At 71.6% G+C, this 18447-nt stretch carries 16 protein-coding genes; 10 read left to right on the top strand and 6 right to left on the bottom strand.

All coding sequences use genetic code 11. The features are described from left to right. Positions 1-138 precede the first annotated feature (138 nt). Positions 139-939, top strand: coding sequence for an RNA polymerase sigma factor (locus ACFWPQ_RS09105; protein WP_384031506.1), 801 nt, complete (start codon positions 139-141; stop codon positions 937-939). Then, positions 936-1898 (top strand): CU044_5270 family protein, encoded by a 963-nt coding sequence (locus ACFWPQ_RS09100; RefSeq protein WP_384031504.1) that lies wholly within the window; start codon positions 936-938, stop codon positions 1896-1898. The genes ACFWPQ_RS09105 and ACFWPQ_RS09100 overlap by 4 nt, the downstream gene beginning before the upstream one ends. Positions 1899-2204: 306 nt before the next feature. Here ACFWPQ_RS09100 and ACFWPQ_RS09095 read toward each other — a convergent pair whose 3' ends face one another. Further along, positions 2205-3716 carry an MFS transporter gene (locus ACFWPQ_RS09095; RefSeq protein WP_384031503.1) on the bottom strand — a complete coding sequence of 504 codons (1512 nt, stop codon included), beginning with the start codon at positions 3714-3716 and terminating at the stop codon, positions 2205-2207. A 109-nt stretch (positions 3717-3825) separates the two neighbouring features. Further along, positions 3826-5046: an oxygenase MpaB family protein gene (locus ACFWPQ_RS09090; protein WP_384031501.1), complete on the bottom strand. Its 1221-nt coding sequence runs from the start codon at positions 5044-5046 to the stop codon at positions 3826-3828. 286 nt (positions 5047-5332) lie between these two features. On the opposite strand from ACFWPQ_RS09090, the gene ACFWPQ_RS09085 reads away from it, so the two are divergent. Together ACFWPQ_RS09085 and ACFWPQ_RS09080 are read left to right on the top strand one after the other, a co-directional pair. After that, a complete protein-coding gene (locus ACFWPQ_RS09085) occupies positions 5333-5965 on the top strand; it encodes a TetR/AcrR family transcriptional regulator (RefSeq protein ID WP_384031499.1) in 633 nt (210 codons plus the stop codon). Positions 5966-5997: 32 nt separating this feature from the next. Continuing rightward, positions 5998-6618 carry a PA14 domain-containing protein gene (locus ACFWPQ_RS09080; RefSeq protein WP_384031497.1) on the top strand — a complete coding sequence of 207 codons (621 nt, stop codon included), beginning with the start codon at positions 5998-6000 and terminating at the stop codon, positions 6616-6618. Positions 6619-6771: 153 nt separating this feature from the next. Here the strand turns inward: ACFWPQ_RS09080 and ACFWPQ_RS09075 are convergent, their stop codons facing one another. Then, positions 6772-7518, bottom strand: coding sequence for a phosphotransferase family protein (locus tag ACFWPQ_RS09075; protein WP_384031495.1), 747 nt, complete (start codon positions 7516-7518; stop codon positions 6772-6774). 254 nt (positions 7519-7772) lie between these two features. Between ACFWPQ_RS09075 and ACFWPQ_RS09070 the strand changes: the two genes are divergently transcribed. The 4 genes from ACFWPQ_RS09070 (at position 7773) to ACFWPQ_RS09055 (ending at position 12691) form a co-directional block, all read left to right on the top strand. Then, the gene (locus ACFWPQ_RS09070) at positions 7773-10214 is read left to right on the top strand and encodes an N-acetylmuramoyl-L-alanine amidase (RefSeq protein WP_384031493.1); all 2442 of its coding nucleotides are present in this window, start codon (positions 7773-7775) and stop codon (positions 10212-10214) included. Positions 10215-10675: 461 nt separating this feature from the next. Continuing rightward, positions 10676-11194, top strand: coding sequence for a SigE family RNA polymerase sigma factor (locus ACFWPQ_RS09065; protein WP_384031491.1), 519 nt, complete (start codon positions 10676-10678; stop codon positions 11192-11194). Then, positions 11187-11867 carry a hypothetical protein gene (locus ACFWPQ_RS09060; RefSeq protein WP_384031489.1) on the top strand — a complete coding sequence of 227 codons (681 nt, stop codon included), beginning with the start codon at positions 11187-11189 and terminating at the stop codon, positions 11865-11867. Before ACFWPQ_RS09065 ends, ACFWPQ_RS09060 begins: the two co-directional genes overlap by 8 nt. Positions 11868-12019: 152 nt before the next feature. Continuing rightward, positions 12020-12691, top strand: a complete 672-nt coding sequence (locus tag ACFWPQ_RS09055; RefSeq protein ID WP_384031487.1) for a TMEM175 family protein — start codon at positions 12020-12022, stop codon at positions 12689-12691. A gap of 967 nt (positions 12692-13658) precedes the next feature. Here the strand turns inward: ACFWPQ_RS09055 and ACFWPQ_RS09050 are convergent. Further along, the gene (locus ACFWPQ_RS09050; RefSeq protein ID WP_384031485.1) at positions 13659-14675 is read right to left on the bottom strand and encodes a zinc-dependent alcohol dehydrogenase family protein; all 1017 of its coding nucleotides are present in this window, start codon (positions 14673-14675) and stop codon (positions 13659-13661) included. A gap of 198 nt (positions 14676-14873) precedes the next feature. On the opposite strand from ACFWPQ_RS09050, the gene ACFWPQ_RS09045 reads away from it, so the two are divergent. Then, positions 14874-15743 (top strand): helix-turn-helix domain-containing protein, encoded by an 870-nt coding sequence (locus tag ACFWPQ_RS09045; protein WP_384031483.1) that lies wholly within the window; start codon positions 14874-14876, stop codon positions 15741-15743. A gap of 15 nt (positions 15744-15758) precedes the next feature. Here ACFWPQ_RS09045 and ACFWPQ_RS09040 read toward each other — a convergent pair whose 3' ends face one another. Beyond that, positions 15759-16457 carry a TetR/AcrR family transcriptional regulator gene (locus ACFWPQ_RS09040; protein WP_384031481.1) on the bottom strand — a complete coding sequence of 233 codons (699 nt, stop codon included), beginning with the start codon at positions 16455-16457 and terminating at the stop codon, positions 15759-15761. Positions 16458-16624: 167 nt separating this feature from the next. Here ACFWPQ_RS09040 and ACFWPQ_RS09035 point away from each other — a divergent pair, with 167 nt between their 5' ends. Continuing rightward, on the top strand, positions 16625-17302 hold the full coding sequence (locus ACFWPQ_RS09035) for an SDR family NAD(P)-dependent oxidoreductase (RefSeq protein ID WP_384031479.1): 678 nt from the start codon (positions 16625-16627) through the stop codon (positions 17300-17302). Positions 17303-17529: 227 nt separating this feature from the next. Here ACFWPQ_RS09035 and ACFWPQ_RS09030 read toward each other — a convergent pair whose 3' ends face one another. Continuing rightward, positions 17530-18402, bottom strand: coding sequence for a helix-turn-helix domain-containing protein (locus ACFWPQ_RS09030; protein ID WP_384031477.1), 873 nt, complete (start codon positions 18400-18402; stop codon positions 17530-17532). Between the last annotated feature and the right edge of the window lie 45 nt (positions 18403-18447).

Here is an 18447-nt window from a genome sequence, read left to right as displayed (position 1 = left end):
TCACCCAGGAAACCTGAAGTCCCTGCTCCTGGCCCTCCTCTCGCCGCCGGACGGACCGATCGGCCGCTCGGCCGGATCCGAGCCCGTGGTGTGATCGTCGCCACAGAGACGTCAAGTGCCGAGCGGACAGGGCTGGTTGTGGAACTTTCCCTGCGTGACCGGATACGCGCCGGCGATCCGGAAGCCTTCGCCGAACTGTTCGGCGCGCATGCCCAGGCCGTCTACGGTCATGCGGCCCGTCTGTCGGCAGACCGGGGCACCGCGGAGGACGTGGTGTCCCTGACCTTTCTGGAGGCCTGGCGGCTCCGGGAGAAGCTGAGACCCGAGTCCGCCGCCCCGGACGGAGACGCCGACGTGCCCGACGGCGACGGACTGCGCCCCTGGTTGTACGGCATCGCCACCAACGTCCTGCGCAACACGCGCCGTACCGCCCGCCGGCACAGCGCCGCGCTCGCCCGGCTCCCCGACCGCGCGGCGGACCGTGACACCCTGCCGGACTTCGCCGACGACCTCGTCGACCGCATGGAGCAGGCGGAGCGGCTCGCCGCCGCGCGTACCGCGCTCGGCCGGCTGCGCAGAGCCGAACGCGAAGTGTTCGCCCTGTGCGTCTGGTCGGGACTGAGCTACGCGGCCGCGGCTGAGGCCCTCGGCGTGCCGACGAGCACCGTACGGTCCCGGCTCGCCCGGGCGAGGCAGCGGCTACGGGCCCTGTCGGAGGCGGAGCTGGCCCGGCGCGCCTCCGCCGAGCGGCGTACCGGGCACGCGGAGGAGCCGAGTACCGCCGCGCCACCGCAGGTTCCCCCTCGGACACCGCATGTTCCTCCTCGGACACCGGATGTCTCCCCTCAGCAGAAAAGGCCGGGACTCGGCCCGCGCACCGGACAGGTACCGGGTGGCCGTCCCGAGACGGCCCGGTCGACACAGGAGAAGCACCGATGAGCCCCGAAGAACGCGCAGAGCGCCAAGAGCGCCAAGAACTGGCCGGGCTGCTGCCGAGCCCGGGCGAGCCGGTCCTGACGACCCACCGCCACGACCTGCTGAAGGACCGACTGATGAGAGAGCTCACCGAGCAAGCCCCGCAGCTCCCGGAGACCGCGACAGCACCCGGCCGGCGAGCGCGCGCCCCGCGTCGCCGGTTCGCGGTCATCGCCGTACCCCTCGCCACGGCGGCGGCGACCGTCGCGGCGTTGCTCGCCGGCGCCGTCGGGTCCAGGACCGCCGCGACCGACCCGGACGCCGTCGACCTCCTCCAACGCATCGCCGAGGTGGCCGCCGCGCAGAAGGCCGTGCCCGTCAGGGACGACCAGTACGTCTACGTCCGTACCCAGGGCGCCATGAAGTTCTCGGACACCGACATCCGGGTTCTGCGCGAGGCGAGTTGGACCGCCGTCGACGGCAGGCGCGCGGGACTGCGCCGGGTCACGGTGCTGGTGGGTCCGCCGTTCCGGGCCCGGGACCCGTTCTCCTCCTACTCCAAGGGCACGCACGACATGAAGCTGAACCCCGACCCGAACGTCACCACGTTCCGTGAGCTCCAGGCGCTGCCCACCGACCCCGATGCGCTGCTGGAGAAGATCTATGCCGGCACGGGAGGAGAGGGGCAGACCAGACAGAGCGCGGCGCTGGAGAAGATCGGCGACCTGCTGCCCGACGCCACGCTCCTGCCCGAACTGGACGCCGCGCTCTATCGCGCGGCCGCGAAGATCCCGGGTGTCTCGGTCGTCGCCGACGCCAGGGACTACACCGGCCGCTCCGGCATCGGCCTGAGTTTCAGGGAGCGCGACGGCCGCACCGTCTGGGTCTTCGACAGGAAGTCCCTCGGCTTCCTGGGCTCGGCGGACGAGGCACTGCTGGAGGTCGGGGTCACGGACAGGGCAGGCGAGACGTCGACCACGTGAACGACGACTCCCAGGATTCCGACCAGGATCTTTCCGACGACGCCCATGACAGAACTCCTTGGATATGGGGATACCGACGTCCTCCTGACGTCGCCCAAGCAGTCTGTTCCGGCACTCCGCGCGGATCGTCGCCCTGAACGAGGAACCCGACCCCCGACTTTCGTATCCCCCGGGGCCGGCCGAACCGGCAATGACGGCATCTGGCATGCGACAACTGACCGCGGCGGACAGCGAAAAGGCCCGGGTCCATGACCTGGGCCTTCCCCATGGGGCGGGTGGCGCGACCGAACTCGCGCCGCACGGCGCCTACATGTGCACCGCGGGTGCCTTGTCGGGGTCGGCGACCGGTGCGCCGCGCCGGTACAGCAGCACGCTGACCACCAGGCCGGCGGCGAAGAAGGCGGCCGACCACCAGTAGGCGGTGGAGTATCCCTCCAGGCTCGCGTGGGCCAGGACCATCGGGTCCTTGAGGTTGCGGCCCGCCAGGTAGTCGGTGACGGCGCTGGTCGCGAGGGTGTTGAGGAGGGCGGTGCCGAGGGAGCCGCCGACCTGCTGCATGGTGTTGACGGCGGCGGAGGCGACACCGGCGTCCTCGGTGCGCACGCCGTCCGTGGCCAGAGCCATCGCGGGCGCCATCACGAGTCCGAAGCCGAGGCCGGCCAGGACCAGCGGCGGCAGGATGTCGGTGGCGTAGGAACTGGTCAGGTCGAGACCGGTCAGCCAGACCATGGCGGCGGCCGCGATGCCCATGCCCAGCGGAACCACCGGCTTGGGGCCGATGCGGGGGACGAGGACGGTGGTGGCGAGGGTCGAGGTGAGCATCAGCCCGGCGATCATCGGGAGGAAGGCCAGTCCCGTCCTGATCGGGCTGTATCCCAGGCTCTGCTGCAGGTAGTAGGTGAGGAAGAGGAAGACCCCGAACATGCCGGCGCCGATGATCAGCACGGAGAGGAAGGACGCGCCGCGGTTGCGGTCGAGCAGGACGCGCAGGGGCAGCAGGGGGTGGGCGGCCCGGGTCTGCCACCAGGTGAACAGGGTGAGCAGTACGGCCCCGGCGAGCAGGAAGCCCCAGGTGGCCGGTGAACCCCAGTCGTGGGTCTCGGCGTTGGAGAAGCCGTAGACCAGGCAGAACAGTCCGCCGGAGACGAGGACCGCGCCGGGGACGTCGATCCGGGCGCTCCTGTCGCGGGTGGCGCGCCGCAGCAGGACGGCGCCGCCGACGAAGGCGACCGCGGCGAAGGCGACGTTGACGTAGAGGGTCCAGCGCCAGTCGAGGTGCTCGGTCAGGACACCGCCGAGCAGCAGGCCGATGGCCCCGCCGGCGCCGGCGATCGCGCCGTAGACGCCGAAGGCCCTGGCACGTTCCCTGGCGTCGGTGAAGGTCGTGGTCAGCAGGGACAGGGCGGCCGGGGCGAGCAGTGCGCCGAACGCGCCCTGGACGGCGCGGGCGCCGACGAGCAGCTCGAAACTGCCGGCGGCACCGCCGAGCGCGGAGGCCCCGGCGAAGCCGACCAGCCCGACCAGGAAGGTGATCTTGCGGCCGAACAGGTCGGCTATCCGGCCGCCGAGCAGCAGCAGGCTGCCGAAGGCGAGGGCGTAGGCGGTGACGATCCACTGCCGGTCGCCGTCGGAGAAGCCGAGGTCCTTCTGGGCGGAGGGCAGGGCGATGTTCACGATCGTCCCGTCCAGGACCACCATCAGCTGGGCCACTCCGATGACGGCGAGGATCCACCAGCGATGGGGAGGCGGCGCGTCGGCGGAGGGAAGGGCGGAGACGGTGGTCCCGCTCGACGGTGTCGAGGCGGAGGTTTTGGGCATGACGAAGCTCCTGGAGGGGTGAGCAGAGGTGATCAGAAGCGGGCGGAGGTGAGCAGGGGGGAGCAGGAGTGAGCAGGGGCCGGCTGGAGTGGAGCTGGAGAATCCCGGGTCAGGCCGCGGGAGCGCCGATGCGCGTGCCCCGCGGGGGCGCCGGGCGCCGCGGCAGGCAGTGGGTGACGCCGCGCAGGACACCGGTGACCGGTTCGGGTTCGGATCCGGGTCCGGATCCGGATCCGGATCCGGGCTCCGCGAGCGCGCGTCGCCGGGCCTCGGCGGCCGACGACGCGGAGAAGGTCTGCCAGTACCGTGCCTGGCGGTTGAGTTCGCCGATCAGCGGCATGAGGTCGGTCGTGGCGGGGGCGACGGCAGGGGCGGGGGCGGGCAGCCCCAGCCGCTCGGCCGGTCCGTCCCCGAGGGCCTGGCGGAGCACGCGGTGGATGAGGATGCGCACCTGCTCCTCGGACAGGGCCATCCCCGGCGCGCCGGCCATCGCACGGGCCTGGGCGTCGACCGTCGCGGCGGTCAGCGCGCGTGAGGTGGCGTCGGGGGCGGCCGTCCGGGAGTCCAGCAGGTCCCGCAGCCGACGGGCGTCGGCGTGGGTGGCGACGCCCTGGTGAAGGCTGTCGTCGATGCCGAGGAGATGGGCGACGTACGACCAGTACGCGTACAGGTGGCGCTCCTCCTCGCCGCTGATCTCGATGCCCACGGCGGCCAGCGCCTCGTACGCGACGAGGGTGAAGCCCAGCCAGAGGCGGGCCGTGTCCGCCTGGCTCACCGGGACTCCCCCGGCGGACGTGTCCCGGCCGCCGGCCGTCGCCGAGGCCCGTAGCCGGGCATGGCGCAGCCGGAGCCGGACCGTGGCCACGTATCCCGGGGCGCCGCGCAGCAGCCCGCCCGGCCGCAGCGCCTGCCGTATCCACACCCCGGTCTCCACGAGTCGGCGCGTGGCCAGGTCCTGCGGACCGCCCGCGCGGACCAGCTGCCCCGCGACGGCCGGGGACGCGTAGAGGTGGGCGAGGGCGGCGGGGACCGAGCAGAGCTGGAACCACAGGGGCGGCACGGACAGGGTCGTGATGTCGCCCCGGTGCGGCGTCAGGGGATCGATCCCGGCCGGGACGGTCTCCACCTGCTCCAGCAGCGCGGCGACGGCGGCCGGGAGAGGCGAGTCCAGGACGTCCGGGCCGGCTGCGCCGCACCGGAGTCCGGCGGCGAGGGCGTGCCGGACCCGGTCGCCGTGGAGGTCCAGCTCGGCGATGACCGCGTCGGCGAGGGGATCGCCGCCGGCGAGCGCACCACCGCCGGCGCACGTGAGCACGGGTGCGGGTGGCATGCGGCGATCGGGCTGCGAGGGATGCGCTGGCTGCGAGGGGGGTGCGGGGTGTGCGGGGTGTGCGGTCATGTCGCTCTCACTTTCCGGCTCTCCTGGAGGGTCACCTGCGGCCGTCCGTGTCAGGCAGGCACGCATCACACCGGAGCACTTCCTGACGCCTGTCAGATTACCGATAATCTGACAGGCGTCAAGTAAGCTGGGAGTGCGTACGCTGGCACGACCGAAAACAAGGGAGGCAAGGGTGGGAGCAGCAACCGGATCCGCTCGGCGGCCGGGACGTCCAGGCGTGGACACTCCCGCGGTGCCCGAGGAGCAGAGCATCCTGCAGCGCGGGCTGGAAGCCTTCGCGGAGCTGGGCTACGACCGCGCCTCGGCTCGCGAACTGGCCCGCCGGCTGGGCGTGAGCCACAACTTCATCAACGACCGCTACGGGTCCAAGGCGGCCTTCTGGCGCGCCGTGGTGGACCACGCGCTCGGTTCACAGCTGGCTCTCCTGACGGAGGCCGATCCCGCGGCGGACGCAGCGGAGCGCCTGCGGCGGCTGATGGCCGACTTCTACCGCTCCGCGGTGGAGACGCCGCTGGTGGGACGCATCATGGTGGACGAGTTCTCCCGTGACAGCGAGCGTCTGGACTACCTGTACGAGCGGTACATCGCGCCGCTCATGCAGCGCCTCCTGCCCGACGTCGAGAGTCTCGTGACCGCGGGCCGCATGGCACCCGTCCCGGCGGACGTCCTGTTCTTCGTCGTCGTCGGCCCCGTATCGGGCATGGTGGAGATGCCCCTGGCCCGCCGCCTGGGGAGGCCCGAGGCCACCTCACCGGAGCAACTCGGCGCAACGGCGGAGCTGCTGGCATCCCTGGTGGTCAACGGCCTGCTCGCGACGGCGCCGGAGAGCGGTTCCCCGGCGAAGGCGTGAGCGGGGTCGTTCCCCGAAGGGGCCCGCTCTCTGTGACGACTCGTACCCGGCTGACCGTGATGGCCGCGACGGCCGCGTTCGCCGCTGCCGGCGGCCTGATCACCGCCTCCCCCGCCTCCGCAGCCGTCACCTGCGCCTCTCCCGTCTGGAAGGCGCAGTACTTCGGCAACTCCGCCTTCAGGGGTACGCCGAAGCTGACCGCCTGCGACTCCGCCATCGCGGAGAACTACGGCTACGGCGACCCGCCCGGCGTCACACTCCCCAGGGACAACTTCTCCGTCCGCTGGTCCCTCACCCGGGACTTCGGGTCCGGCGGTCCCTTCCGGCTCTCCGCCGCCACGCAGGACGGCATGCGCGTCTACGTCGGCGGCGTGCGGAAGATCGACCTGTGGAAGAACGTCTCCACCACCGCCCGCAAGACCGTCGACCTGACCGTCCCGGCCGGCAAGCACACGCTGCGCGTGGACTACGTCGCCTGGACCGGCACCGCCAACGCCGCGATCACGTACGCCCCGCGCACCGATGCCGCCGTCGACAAGGTCAAGCCGCTCGCCCCGACCGGCTTCACCGCCGCGTACAACCGGGACACCGGGAAGACCACCCTGCGCTGGGCCGCGAACAAGGAGATGGACCTCGCCGGTTACCGCGTCTAGCCGGCACGGGGCCGACGGAACTGCTGCGGGCCGGAGCCGTTGCCCGCCGACGCGACCTCGGAACGGCTGCGCGGGGAGACGCATGCGCATGATCGTTCTGGACCGGGACCTGCCGAAGGTTCCCGGAATCGTGGCACTCGGGCCCGTGCAGCCTCACATCCGGGATCTCAGCACGTCGACCTCGCAGCCCGGCGCGAAGGGGTCGAAGCCGTGCTCGGCGAGCCAGCGGACGATCAGCAGGCTTCGCAACGACCACCACGCGTGGATCACGTCGAGGTCGACGGCGGTGCCGTAGCCGGCGATGACGTCGTCGAGGTGCTCCTCGTGTCCCAGCGTGAACGTGGCGAGGTCGTACAGGGCATCACCCTGGCCCGCCTCGGACCAGTCGATGATGCCGGTGACCTCGTCGCCGTCGACGAAGACGTGCGCGATCTGCAGGTCGCCGTGCGTGAACGCCGGAGTCCACGACCGGAGCGCGGCCTCGGCGACCTGGCGGTTGCGGGTGACCAGGTCGGCGGGCAGGACACCGTTCGTCACGAGCAACTCGCACTCGTCGTCGAGTTCCGCCGCCAGCGCGACGACACTCCGCCCGGCCCGGCCCTGCCGCGGCGGCAGGGGCGCGTCGTGCAGCTTCCGGATGGCGGCGCCCGCCGCGGCCCACGCCGCCGGGGACCCGGTCGACGGCCCGCCGAGGCTCCCGAGCGTCGTCCCCGGGAGCGCGGCGAGCGCGAGCACGGGCGGCTTGCGCCACAGGACCTCCGGGGTCGGGACCGGCACGAGGGACATCACCTCGACCTCGACGTCGATGCGCGTCTGATCGGCGTCCACCTTCAGGAACACGTCGCCGACGCGCAGAGTCGCGCGCTCGGAATGGGCGACGACGACCTCGACCTCATCCATGGGCACCCAGTATCCCGGGGACGATCGCCGACGTCGCCGGCTTTGTCGCCTGCGACATCACGGCCGAACGCCGGTCCGGGAATGTGACGCTTGATCGTTCGGGTGCGCTGGTATCTCAGGGCACTCCGGTGACGGCTGTGCCCCGCGATGGCCGATGACAACGACAACGGGGCTTCCGGGTGGGCATGAGAACTGAACAGAGCGTTCGGCGCGGTCGCCGTCGAACTGGTCCGAAGAAGCGGACGTGGGTCGCGTTGGGGGCACTCGTCGCCGGCGGCGGCGTGGCCGTGGCGACCGTCGCCACGGCCGGCTCACCAGGCCATGGAGCGCCGGCCGCGCAGGGACCGATCAAGACGCATGTCCACTCGCTGTCCCTGACCGGAGCCGATGCGTCGCTCAGGACGCTGGGGGCCCGGTCCACGGCTCCGTTCAGCATGGTCGGCGTCACCTGGAACGGCGCGCACGCCGAGCTGCGCGGCACGGTGGAGGTGCGGACCCGTTCCGCCGCCGACGGCCGGTGGACCCGGTGGCTGAAGATGCAGCAGCCGGACGAACTCCCCGACGCCGCCGAGCTGAACCGTCCCGGTGTGCGCGGCGGGATGTCCCCGATGTGGTCGGGGCCGTCGAACGGAATCCAGGTCCGCGCGACCGGCGCGGGCCGGACGACCGCGTTGCCCGCCGGGCTGCGGGTGGACCTGGTCGACCCGGGCAAGCCCGCTACCGGCGGGACACCGGACTCCGGCATGGGTCTGGCGGACTACGCCATGGATGCGACGGCCACCGACACCGCCTCCCCGGCGGCCACCGACACCACCGCTACGACGGACACCTCCGCCCCGGCCGACACCGCGCCGGCCACCACGGGCACCGGCGCCTCGGACACCCCGACCGCGACGGACTCCGCGTCGCCCACGGACACCTCCACGGCCACCTCCACCGCCACGGACTCCACCTCCGCCGCCCCGTCCACCGGGACCTCCACCTCCGCCACCACCTCGACCTCGCCGAGCGCGTCCCCGACGACCTGGCCCAGCCAGCTTCCGACGACGTCCGAGGCGTACCCGTCCTGCACGACCTCCTCGTCCGGCCCGTCCGCGTCGGCGTCGGCGACCCCGCCCGACCCGATGCCGTCCGCGACCGTCTCGACGGTGGCGCCGCCCACCGTGGTGACCCGGGCCGGCTGGGGCGCGGACGAGTGCGCGCGGGAATCGGGTTACCCGTCGTACGGCTCGGCGGTGAAGGTGATGTTCGTCCACCACACGGACACCACCAACGACTACTCCTGCGCCGACTCCCCGGCGATCGTGCGCGGCATCTACGCCGAGCACCTCAACCAGGGCTGGCGCGACCTGGGGTACAACTTCCTCGTCGACAAGTGCGGGACCATCTTCGAGGGCCGCTTCGGCGGAATGGCGCTCCCCGTCGTCGGCGCCCAGACCTACGGGTTCAACACCAACAGCATGGGCGTGGCCGCCATCGGCACGTACACCGACCTCAGCGGCGGCGACTCCACGGCCAGCACCTTCACCGGGGCCGCGCCGAGCCAGGCGATGCTGGGCTCCATCGCCCGTATCGCGGCCTGGAAGTTCGGCATGACCGGCGTGAACCCGGGCACCGGTACCGCGTCCCTGCCCGAGGGCTCCTCCGACAGCTACGGCTTCACCCTGGGCAAGAGCTACGGCTTCAACGCGATCTCCGGGCACCGCAACGGCTTCGCCACCGACTGCCCCGGCAACCAGCTCTACAACGCCCTGAGCACGATCCGCTCCTACGCGGCCGGCCCGGTCGGCGCGGTCTCCGTCACCGGGATGTCCGGCGGGGCGGCCAAATCCGGGACGAGCTACTACACCAAGGGCGCGGCCACGGTGAGCTGGACGACCGCCACGCCGTCCGCGGTGATCTCCGGCTTCGACGTCCTGGTCGACGGCAAGGCCGTGGCCCACACCTCCGGCTCCGCCCGCTCCGCCTCGGTCCCGGTGACCGCCGGCAGCCACACCGTCCAGGTCCGCGCCACCCACGTCCGCGGTTCGACCACCCTGTCCGGCTCGGTCACCCTGGTCGGCGACACCACCGTGCCCACGTTCCCGACCGCTCCCGGCGTGCGGGTGCGCACCGGCACGGTGAGCTCCACCTCCGTCCCGGTCACGGTGACCTGGAAGGCCGCCGACAACGCGGCGCTCGCCAAGGTCACGGCGACCTCGCCGTCCTCGGCCACCTTCGGCCCGACGGCGACCTCCTGGTCGACCAGCGCCAAGCCCGGCACGTCGGACCTGTTCGCCCTGAAGGCGTACGACGTGGCCGGCAACGCCACCGCCGCCTCCGTCCACCGGACGCCGAACATCGTCCAGGAGACCTCCACCACGCGGACCGGCAGCTGGACGCGCAAGAGCAGCACCAGCTACCTGGGCGGGTACTCCTACGGTTCCTCGTCCGCCAAGGCCTCGATCAGCTGGACCTTCACCGGACGCTCGGTGGCCTGGATCGTCTCGCGGGCCTCCACCTCGGGCCAGGCGTACGTCTACGTCGACGGCACCAAGGTCACCACGGTGGACCTGAAGTCCTCCACCACCCTCTACCGCCAGGCGATCTGGACCAAGACCTGGTCGGCCGCCGCCAAGCACACCCTGAAGATCGTCGTGGTCGGCACCGCGGGCCGCCCGACCGTCACCACCGACGGCATCGCCACCATCGGCTGAACCGCCGGCCGTACCGCACGAAGGAGCCCTCTGCCCGCGGGAAGTCCGCAGGCAGGGGCTCCCTTCAGGCACATCCCGCTTCCCGTCGACACCAACGGCACCATCCACATCCACAACGCGAACAGGTCCCCCGACGTCGTCGCCGGCATCGAGGGCTACATCGGCTGACCACGAACCCGCCCCCCGGCGAGAAAGCAGCGGCCCTCCGGCGCACCTTCCCCGGCCGGAGGCCTCGCCGTGTGGGACGCAGGGCGCGGCGAGTGCTGCTCATCGATCTGGCGCGGCGCCCCGGTGATGCTGCCGAACGCCATGCCCTGACAGGGACTCCGCCGGGACGACGTGCCCGTTCGTTCCCCAGATCCGTCCGGATCCTGCGTAACATCCCGCCGGCCCCGAGCGTGTCCTGGACATGAGCAGGTACGCGGCACGGGGACGTGCCCGACGGACGGGGGACGACGGGGATGGCGACGCAGCCGGAGGAATTCGACGCGTTCTACTCCGCCACCGCCAAACGCATGGTTGCCGTGGTCTATGCGATGACCGGTGACCTGGGGGAGGCGGAGGACGCGGTGCAGGAGGCGTACGTACGCGCGTGGCAGCGCTGGGCGAAGCTCACGCGTGAGGGTGATCCACTGCCGTGGGTGCGCACGGTGGCGATGCGGCTGGCGATCAGTACATGGCGGCGGGCCAGGGGGAGGCTGCGCGCGCACTTCCGGCACGGCCCGCAGCCGGATGTGCCCGAACTCTCGGGCGACCGTGTGGCGTTGGTGGCCGCGCTGCGCGAACTGACCCCCGACCAGCGGCAGGCGGTTGTCCTGCACCATCTCCTGGACCTGCCGGTGGAGCAGGTCGCGCGGGAGACCGGCGCCTCCAACGGCGCCGTACGCACCCGGCTCAGCCGGGCCCGCAAGATCCTCGGCGAGCGGCTCGCCGAGAGCGATCCCACTTCCATTGCCGAGGGGGCGGCCAGCCATGGCTGAAGTCGAGGAACTGCTGGACGAGGTCACGGTGCGCATGCCCGCCGCGGCTCAACTGCGCGCCCGGGGGGACCGGCGGCTCGCCCGTCGGCGGTCCGGTGCCGTGGCCGCGGCCGTCGTCGCGGTGGCGGGGGTGGTGACCTGGGCCGTCCTGCCGGGGAACGGTACGCATGAGACGCGTCCGGCGAAGACGCCGACCGCCTCGCAGTCGGCCGCGGTGGGAATCACCCCGTACCAGAGGAACGGGGTGATAGAGCTCAAGGCAGCCAAGGCGCTGCCGTTGTACGAGGAGTGGCACTGGCGGGCGAGCGGGGACGGGAGCGACGACCCGGCCCTCGGGTCGGTGGGAGGGTGCTTGTCGGTGGACCAGGTTCTGCAGCGACCGAGCAGCACGTGGAGCTACGACCGGGACTTCCGGGGAGACCGGGGGGCCAAGGCGCGGCACACGTACATCGAGTACGGCGGCCGGAGCGACCTCACCACCGACCTCTCCCGGCTGCGCGAGGCGCTCTCCGGCTGTGGCCTGACGTCGAAGGGCGCGTCCGCGGGTCCTCAGGGCCGGACCGTCGAGACGTACACGGGGACCGTCGATCAGCGCGTGGCGCGGACCGTCGTCGAGTACGGCACCCGATGGCTCTCGGTGGTGCAGGAATCCGGCGGGACGCCGGGGCGCTGACCCGGCCCGGCCCTGACCGGTCCTGCAGGAGGTGAAGGCCCGTGCCCGTCGTTCGCCGGCCCTCCTTCACGATGGTCCGCGCCGGCCTGCACCGCCGGAGAAATGCCACACGGTTGCTCGCGAAGTGGCGTCCGGTGCCAGAGGCTGGGGCGATGACAGAGCCTGTTCAGGAACCAGGAGAGCCGTTCGGTCTGGAGCGCCACCCAGCCCGGGTGGTCGCGTTCAGCGATGCCGTCATCGCCATCGCCATCACACTGCTCGTCCTGGAGATCCACCCGCCGCACGACACCAGCCACCTGCTGCACGGCCTCGCCGCGCTCTGGCCGTCCTACCTGGCCTACGCGGTCACCTTCATGCTGATCGGGCAGGTGTGGGCCAACCACCACATCATGTTCGACCACATCCGCAGCGCCGACCGGGTGGTGCTCTTCCTCAACACCGTGCTGCTCATGGACGTCGCGTTCCTGCCCTTCGCGGCCTCCGTACTGGCCGCAGCACTCCGCGACGGGCACGGGCAGCGCACCGCCGTCGTCCTGCACGGCATCACGTTCGAACTCGCGGCCGTTCTCTTCAACGTCATCTGGTGGTACGCCTGTCACGACCGTCGGCTGCTCGCCACCAGCATCGACGCGGCCGGGGCGACAGCCATCGGCCGACGTTTCCGGCTCGCCCTCGTCTGGCTCGGCACCGGAACCCTGCTCGGTGCCCTGCTGCCCGCGGCCGGCATGGCCGTGATCGCGTCCTTCATCCTCTACTACTGGCTGCCCATCGCGGGCGAGATCGCCAGGGTGAAGCGCCGACGTGGCGGCGCGGATCCGGGATGAGGCGGCCGCGACGGGCTGTCAGCCCCCTCGTGCCGGCATGCGGCCGTGACAGACACACCTGATCAGCGTCCCGCCGAAACCACGCTCGGCTTCCTGCGAGCCTGGGCCCCGCCGGCGACGGCGGTCTCCAGCCACTCGGCCGGCTGCCCGACACATGGCCCGACCTCGGCCCGCGACATGCAGGACCCCCCTTCCCCCTGGAGGCGGCCTGGCTCTGGGAGGACGACGAGAGCGCCGGCCCCGAGGACCCGCGGATCGACGCCGCGTTCAACAAGGGGTCCGTTGTTCTCGGAGCCGAGGACGGGCAGTCCTTCTGGCTCCTGCTGACCACCGGCTCAGGCCGCAGAACCCACCGCCCTGTTGCGCCCCAGGCCGGCGGTCCCGATCCATTCCGCCTCCGCCTCCGGCGCGATCGGCGACCGGATCCGCGTGAAGCAAGACAGCAACCATCCCGAGCACCACAAGGACGCTGCCGCGACCTGGCTCCCGACACCGACGTGCGCATCCTGCCCACCGGACAGGTACTCACGCTGTGACCCGTGGGCGAACGAGGTGCCGTGTTCCTTCTTGGAGGGGAGAGGGAAGGAAAGGCCGTCAGGGGAGGCGGCTTCGACGGTGACCTCGGTGGCGATGGCGAGGTGCCTGGCAGCGCCGTCGGCCACCCGCCCGGGGATGACCGGTCCGGCGTCGGGGTCGGCGCCGCCGTCATGGTGGTAGAGGGCCAGGTTGCCCCAGGGGCGTTGTAGGCCAGGCCGCCGCCTCGGCCGCGGCGGAATCCGGTGCGCCGCAGGTGGTGGGCCGACGAGGCACGTCGATGATTCGCTCCGTGTGGGGGAAGTCGCCCGGGTCGGGGGTGAGCGTGAGCGGGGCGGTGGTGCCGCCGGGCCCCGGGTGTGGCGCGGGCCCGGGCCGCACACGCGCCGGCGTGCGGCCCGGGGGCGAAAAGGGGGCACCGGGGTGGCGACGGTCAGGGCTTGAGGAGGGCCTTGATCGCGCGGCGCTCGTCCATCGCCTGGTAACCCTCGGCGACCTGGTCCAGGGGGAGGGTGAGGTCGAAGACCTTGCCGGGGTTGATGCGACCGGAGAGGACGCGGTCGATGAGATCGGGGAGGTAGCGGCGGACGGGTGCCGGGCCGCCGCGGAGGCCGACCTGGGAGAAGAACAGTTCCTGGCCGTCGACGGCGACCTCGTGCGGGACACCGACGAAGCCGACGTTGCCGCCGGGGCGGGCGGAGTGCAGGGCCTGGCGCATGGACTCGGCGGTGCCGACGCACTCCAGGACGGAGTCGGCGCCGATGCCGCCGGTCAGTTCCTTGATCCGGGCGACGCCGTCCTCACCGCGCTCACTGACGATGTCGGTCGCGCCGAACTCGGCGGCCAGCTTCTGCCGGGACTCGTGGCGGCTCATCGCGATGATCCGCTCGGCGCCGAGTTCCTTGGCGGCGATGACGCCGCACAGGCCGACCGCTCCGTCGCCGACCACGACGGCCGTCGAGCCCGGCCCGACCTCGGCGGCGAGGGCGGCGTACCAGCCGGTGCCCATCACGTCGGAGACGGCGAGCAGGCTGGGGACGAGGTCGCCCGAGGGGTGCTCGTCGGTGGCGACCAGGGTGCCGTGGGCGTTGGGGATGCGGACGAAGTCGGCCTGACAGGTGCTCATGAACTCCCGGTGCAGACAGCTCGACTGCCAGCCGTTACGGCAGTTCGCACAGGTGTTGTCCGAGGTGGCGAAGGAGCCGACCACGAACTGGCCCGGCTTGACGTGAGTCACCTCGGCGCCGACCTCCTCGACGATGCCGACGTACTCGTGTCCCATCGGGTGCGGGTCGCCGATGGGCTCCAGGCCGCGGTACGGCCACAGATCCGAGCCGCACACGCAGGTGGCGACCGTGCGGATGACCGCGTCGGTGGGGCGGCTGATCCTCGGGTCGTCCAGGGTCTCGAAGCGCACGTCGCCGGGGGCGTGGATGACTGCTCCGCGCATGGTGGTCTTTCCTTCACTGCGAGGGTTCGGGTGTGAGGGGCTGAGGTGCCGCGTTCAGGGGGCTTGAACAGCGGCCCGACATCGAGCCTCACACGCACGGGAAGGCTCGAAAAGCGGAGGAATCCATCCGGGGAGGGAAACATCCTGGGCAGAATTCCTCCCCCTTTCTCGCGTGCGATCGATGCCATGCTGGGTGGCATGACCGGCACCGTCCCCCTCAATGAGCTGGGAGAATTTCTCAAGAAGCGTCGCGCCGAGCTGAGCCCGCGCACGGTCGGCCTGCCCGAGTCCGGCAGGCCCCGCCGGGTGGCCGGGCTGCGCCGCGAGGAGGTCGCCCAGCTCGCCAGCATCAGCACCGACTACTACACGCGCCTTGAGCAGGGCCGTATGCAGGCGTCCGCGCCCGTGCTGGGCGTTCTGGCCCGGGTGCTCCACCTGAACGACGACGAGCGGAGCTACCTCTTCCAGCTCGCGGGCAGGACCGTCAGCCGCACCCGGCGCCGAGGCAGGCAGAAGGTCCAGGCTCGACTTCAGCGGGTTCTGGACGACCTCACCGCCACCCCGGCCATCGTGCAAGGCCGGCGTGGCGACGTCCTCGCCTGGAACGCGCTGGCGGCCGCGCTGGTCACAGATTTCTCCCGGGTCCCGGAAAAGCATCGCAACTATCCCCGGATCCAGTTCACCGATCCGGCCATGCGGACCCTGTACGCCGACTGGGAGACGTCCGCGCAGATTTCCGTGGCGCAGCTGCGGATGGAGGCGGCGAAGTATCCCGAGGATCCGCGACTGATCGAGCTGGTCGGTGAACTGTCCATGCGGGACGAGCAGTTCGCCCAGTGGTGGAGCGACCGTCGAGTTGCCGGCCGCACCGTCGGCACGAAGACCCTGAACCATCCCGTGGTCGGCGAACTGATCCTGGACTGGGACACCCTCACCGCCAGCACCGACCCGGACCAGAACCTGACCGTCTGGACCGCCGCGCCCGGCTCCGCCACCCACGACCGGCTGCGCATCCTCGCCTCCTGGGCCGCCGACCAGAACCTGCCGGCATCGCCCTCCGCCGGCTGACGGGGGCTCGGGAGGTCAGCTGCTCTGCTCCGGCTTCCGCGTGGCACCGCTCACCGGGGCGGCGCGGAGCATGGCCCTGTAGAGGGCGTCGTGCTCGGGCGAGGCGGGAAGGGTGCCTCGGGCCGGGGCCTCGAAGGACTGGATCATCAGGGCGACGACGCGTCGCCAGGCGTCGGGCGCGGCATCACCACAGGCGTTGACGACGCCGAGGTTGGCCATGTGCAGCAGGACCAGATCCGAGGGGTCGAAGTCCTCGCGCAGACGGCCCGTGGCCTTGGCGCGGCTGATGAGTTCCACCATGCCCTCGTACGCCTCGTTCCGGCGCTTCTCCATGGCCTTGGCGGTGGGGAAGGTCATGGTCAGGACGTCGGCGAAACCGCTGTCGGCGGCCTGCATCGCGCAGGCGGTCTCGATGTACCCGATGAAACCGTGCCAGGGGTCGGGGTGGTCGAGGGCGGTGGCGACCGCGTCGGCGTAGGCGTCCATCCGGTCCGAGAAGACGGCTGCGACCAGCGCCTCCTTCGTGGGGAAGTGCCGGAAGACGGTGGCGATCCCGACGCCTGTCTCGCGGGCCACCGAGGCCATGGAGGCGCCCAGGCCGTCGCGTCCGAACACGGCGCGCGCAGCGGCGAGGATCCTGCCGCGGTTGCGCTCGGCGTCACTGCGCACAGGCTGGGCAGCGGGGGCGTCGGAGTGCTGGTCGCCGGGGGTCATGACGGACAGTCTAGCAATCGGAAAGCCCTATCCATTTCTTGTGCTACGGTGGGCACATCGAAACGGAAAGGCCTATCCGAATCATGAAACGGATACCCCTTTCCGAATCATCCCGCCTCCTCGACGCCGTCCGTCTCTCCTCGACGGCGTTCTACGAAAGGATCGCTGTGACCAGCATCGCCATTGTCGGAGCCGGCCCCCAGCTGGGTCTGGCCATCGCCCGCACCTTCGGCTCCCAGGGTTACGACGTCGCCCTGATCTCCCGCAACCGCGCAAAGCTCGACGACCTCGTCGGCACGCTCACCGCCGAGGGCATCACCGCCGCCGCCTTCCCCGCGGACGTACTGGACCGCGACGCCCTCACCCAGGCCCTCAAGGACGCCGCCGCACGGTTCGGCCGGATCGACGTCCTGGAGTACTCCCCGCTCGGAACGTTCGGCTCGGTCGTCCTGACCACTCCCGCCGAGAGCGACCCGTCCGACGTGCAGCACGAGATCGAGTTCCAGCTGTACGGGGCGATCGCCGCCACCAAGGCGGTGCTGCCCGCCATGCGCGAGGCCGGCGCCGGCACTCTGCTCTTCACCACGGGCGCCGGCTCCCTCGACCCCGTGCCGGTCGTCGGCAACGTCAACGCCGCCGCGGCAGCGCTGCGCAACTGGGCGGTCAACCTGCACGAGGAACTGGACGGCACCGGCATCCAGGCCGCCCACATCGCACTGGACGTCTCGATCGCCGTCGCCCTCATCCCTGGCTCGCCGGTGATCCAGCCCGAGGACATCTCGCCCGTCTACTGGGATCTGCACACCACCAAGCGCGACCGGGCCGAGCTCGTCTTCAAGGGCTGATCGGCCCAGCCGTCCCGTCGAACCCCGATCGCGCCCCCGCGTGCGTGCGCCGCGGCGCGATCGAGGAGCAGGTTCCTTCGCGGCCTCCGGCGTCCTCCGGCTGATCCTGTCGGGGGCTGCACGTCGCGACCGCGCTCATGCCGTTGGCCGCCACGAGGATTCCCGTGATCATGGTCCTCCCCATGAGCTTCCACGCCCGCCGCAAGGAGGCCCCCGGGCAGAACGCCCTATGGGGTGGCGGCGCTGCCGGACGCCGTCAGGTTCTGGTCGGCGGCCCAGGACGCCAGGAGCCGCAGTCCGTCGTGGGACGGGGAGTCGGGCGGGGCGGTCCAGACGATGATGTGCTGGTCGGGGTCGGTGGTGCAGGCCAGGGTGTGCCAGTCGAGGGTGAGGTCACCGACGACGGGATGGCGTAGTCGCTTGGTGCCCGCCGTCCGCAGGGCGACGTCGTGGGCGGCCCACCACTGCTTGAACTGGGCGTCCCGCGCCGAGAGTTCGCCGACCAGGGCGGTGAGCCGCGGGTCGTCCGGGTAGCGGGCGTTCTCCATGCGCAGCTGTGCGATGGCCAGCCGGGTGACCTCGTCCCAGTCCGCGTACAGCCGGCGCATGGCGGGATCGGTGATCAGCAGCCGGACGTAGAGCCGATCCGGCTCCGGGATCTGTCCGAAGTCGGCGAACAGGGCGGCGGCCGACCGGTTCCAGCCCACGACCTCGGTGCGACGGCCGATCACGAACGCGGGCGTGGTGGTGAGATCGTCGAGCATGCGCTGCACTTGAGGATTCACCTGCTGCCGCTCGCCGGTGCGGGGCGGCAGGGTCTTGCCCGCGAGTTCGAAGAGATAGGCGCGCTGGTCGTCGTTGAGGCGGAGCACCCGCGCGAGTTCGGCCAGCAGCGGGGCGGACGGCTGGAGGCGGCCCTGCTCGATCCGGGTGTAGTAGTCGGTGCTGACGACGGCCAGCACCGCGACCTCCTCGCGGCGCAGGCCCGGTACCCGCCGCTGCTGACCGCTGTCGGGAAGGCCCAGCTCGGCGGGGCTGAGCTCGGCACGGCGAGCCTTGAGGAACTCCCCGAGTTCGTTCAGATGCGGGTCCCTGCTCATGCCTGCCAGCGTTGCACGGAATCGGGGGCCGCGAGGGGGGAGAGT

The organism is Streptomyces sp. NPDC058464 (assembly GCF_042721035.1).
Taxonomy (GTDB): domain Bacteria; phylum Actinomycetota; class Actinomycetes; order Streptomycetales; family Streptomycetaceae; genus Streptomyces.
The sequence above is the reverse complement of the archived record's forward strand: the minus strand, read 5'-3'. Positions and strand labels throughout refer to the sequence as shown.

Bases quoted from the DNA above. Each gene is read 5' to 3' on its own strand.
- ACFWPQ_RS09100 (WP_384031504.1), top strand. From the start codon at position 936: ATGAGCCCCGAAGAACGCGCAGAGCGCCAAGAGCGCCAAGAACTGGCC.
- ACFWPQ_RS09095 (WP_384031503.1), bottom strand. From the start codon at position 3,716: ATGCCCAAAACCTCCGCCTCGACACCGTCGAGCGGGACCACCGTCTCC.
- ACFWPQ_RS09090 (WP_384031501.1), bottom strand. From the start codon at position 5,046: ATGCCACCCGCACCCGTGCTCACGTGCGCCGGCGGTGGTGCGCTCGCC.
- ACFWPQ_RS09075 (WP_384031495.1), bottom strand. From the start codon at position 7,518: ATGGATGAGGTCGAGGTCGTCGTCGCCCATTCCGAGCGCGCGACTCTG.
- ACFWPQ_RS09065 (WP_384031491.1), top strand. From the start codon at position 10,676: ATGGCGACGCAGCCGGAGGAATTCGACGCGTTCTACTCCGCCACCGCC.
- ACFWPQ_RS09060 (WP_384031489.1), top strand. From the start codon at position 11,187: ATGGCTGAAGTCGAGGAACTGCTGGACGAGGTCACGGTGCGCATGCCC.
- ACFWPQ_RS09055 (WP_384031487.1), top strand. From the start codon at position 12,020: ATGACAGAGCCTGTTCAGGAACCAGGAGAGCCGTTCGGTCTGGAGCGC.
- ACFWPQ_RS09050 (WP_384031485.1), bottom strand. From the start codon at position 14,675: ATGCGCGGAGCAGTCATCCACGCCCCCGGCGACGTGCGCTTCGAGACC.
- ACFWPQ_RS09045 (WP_384031483.1), top strand. From the start codon at position 14,874: ATGACCGGCACCGTCCCCCTCAATGAGCTGGGAGAATTTCTCAAGAAG.
- ACFWPQ_RS09040 (WP_384031481.1), bottom strand. From the start codon at position 16,457: ATGACCCCCGGCGACCAGCACTCCGACGCCCCCGCTGCCCAGCCTGTG.
- ACFWPQ_RS09030 (WP_384031477.1), bottom strand. From the start codon at position 18,402: ATGAGCAGGGACCCGCATCTGAACGAACTCGGGGAGTTCCTCAAGGCT.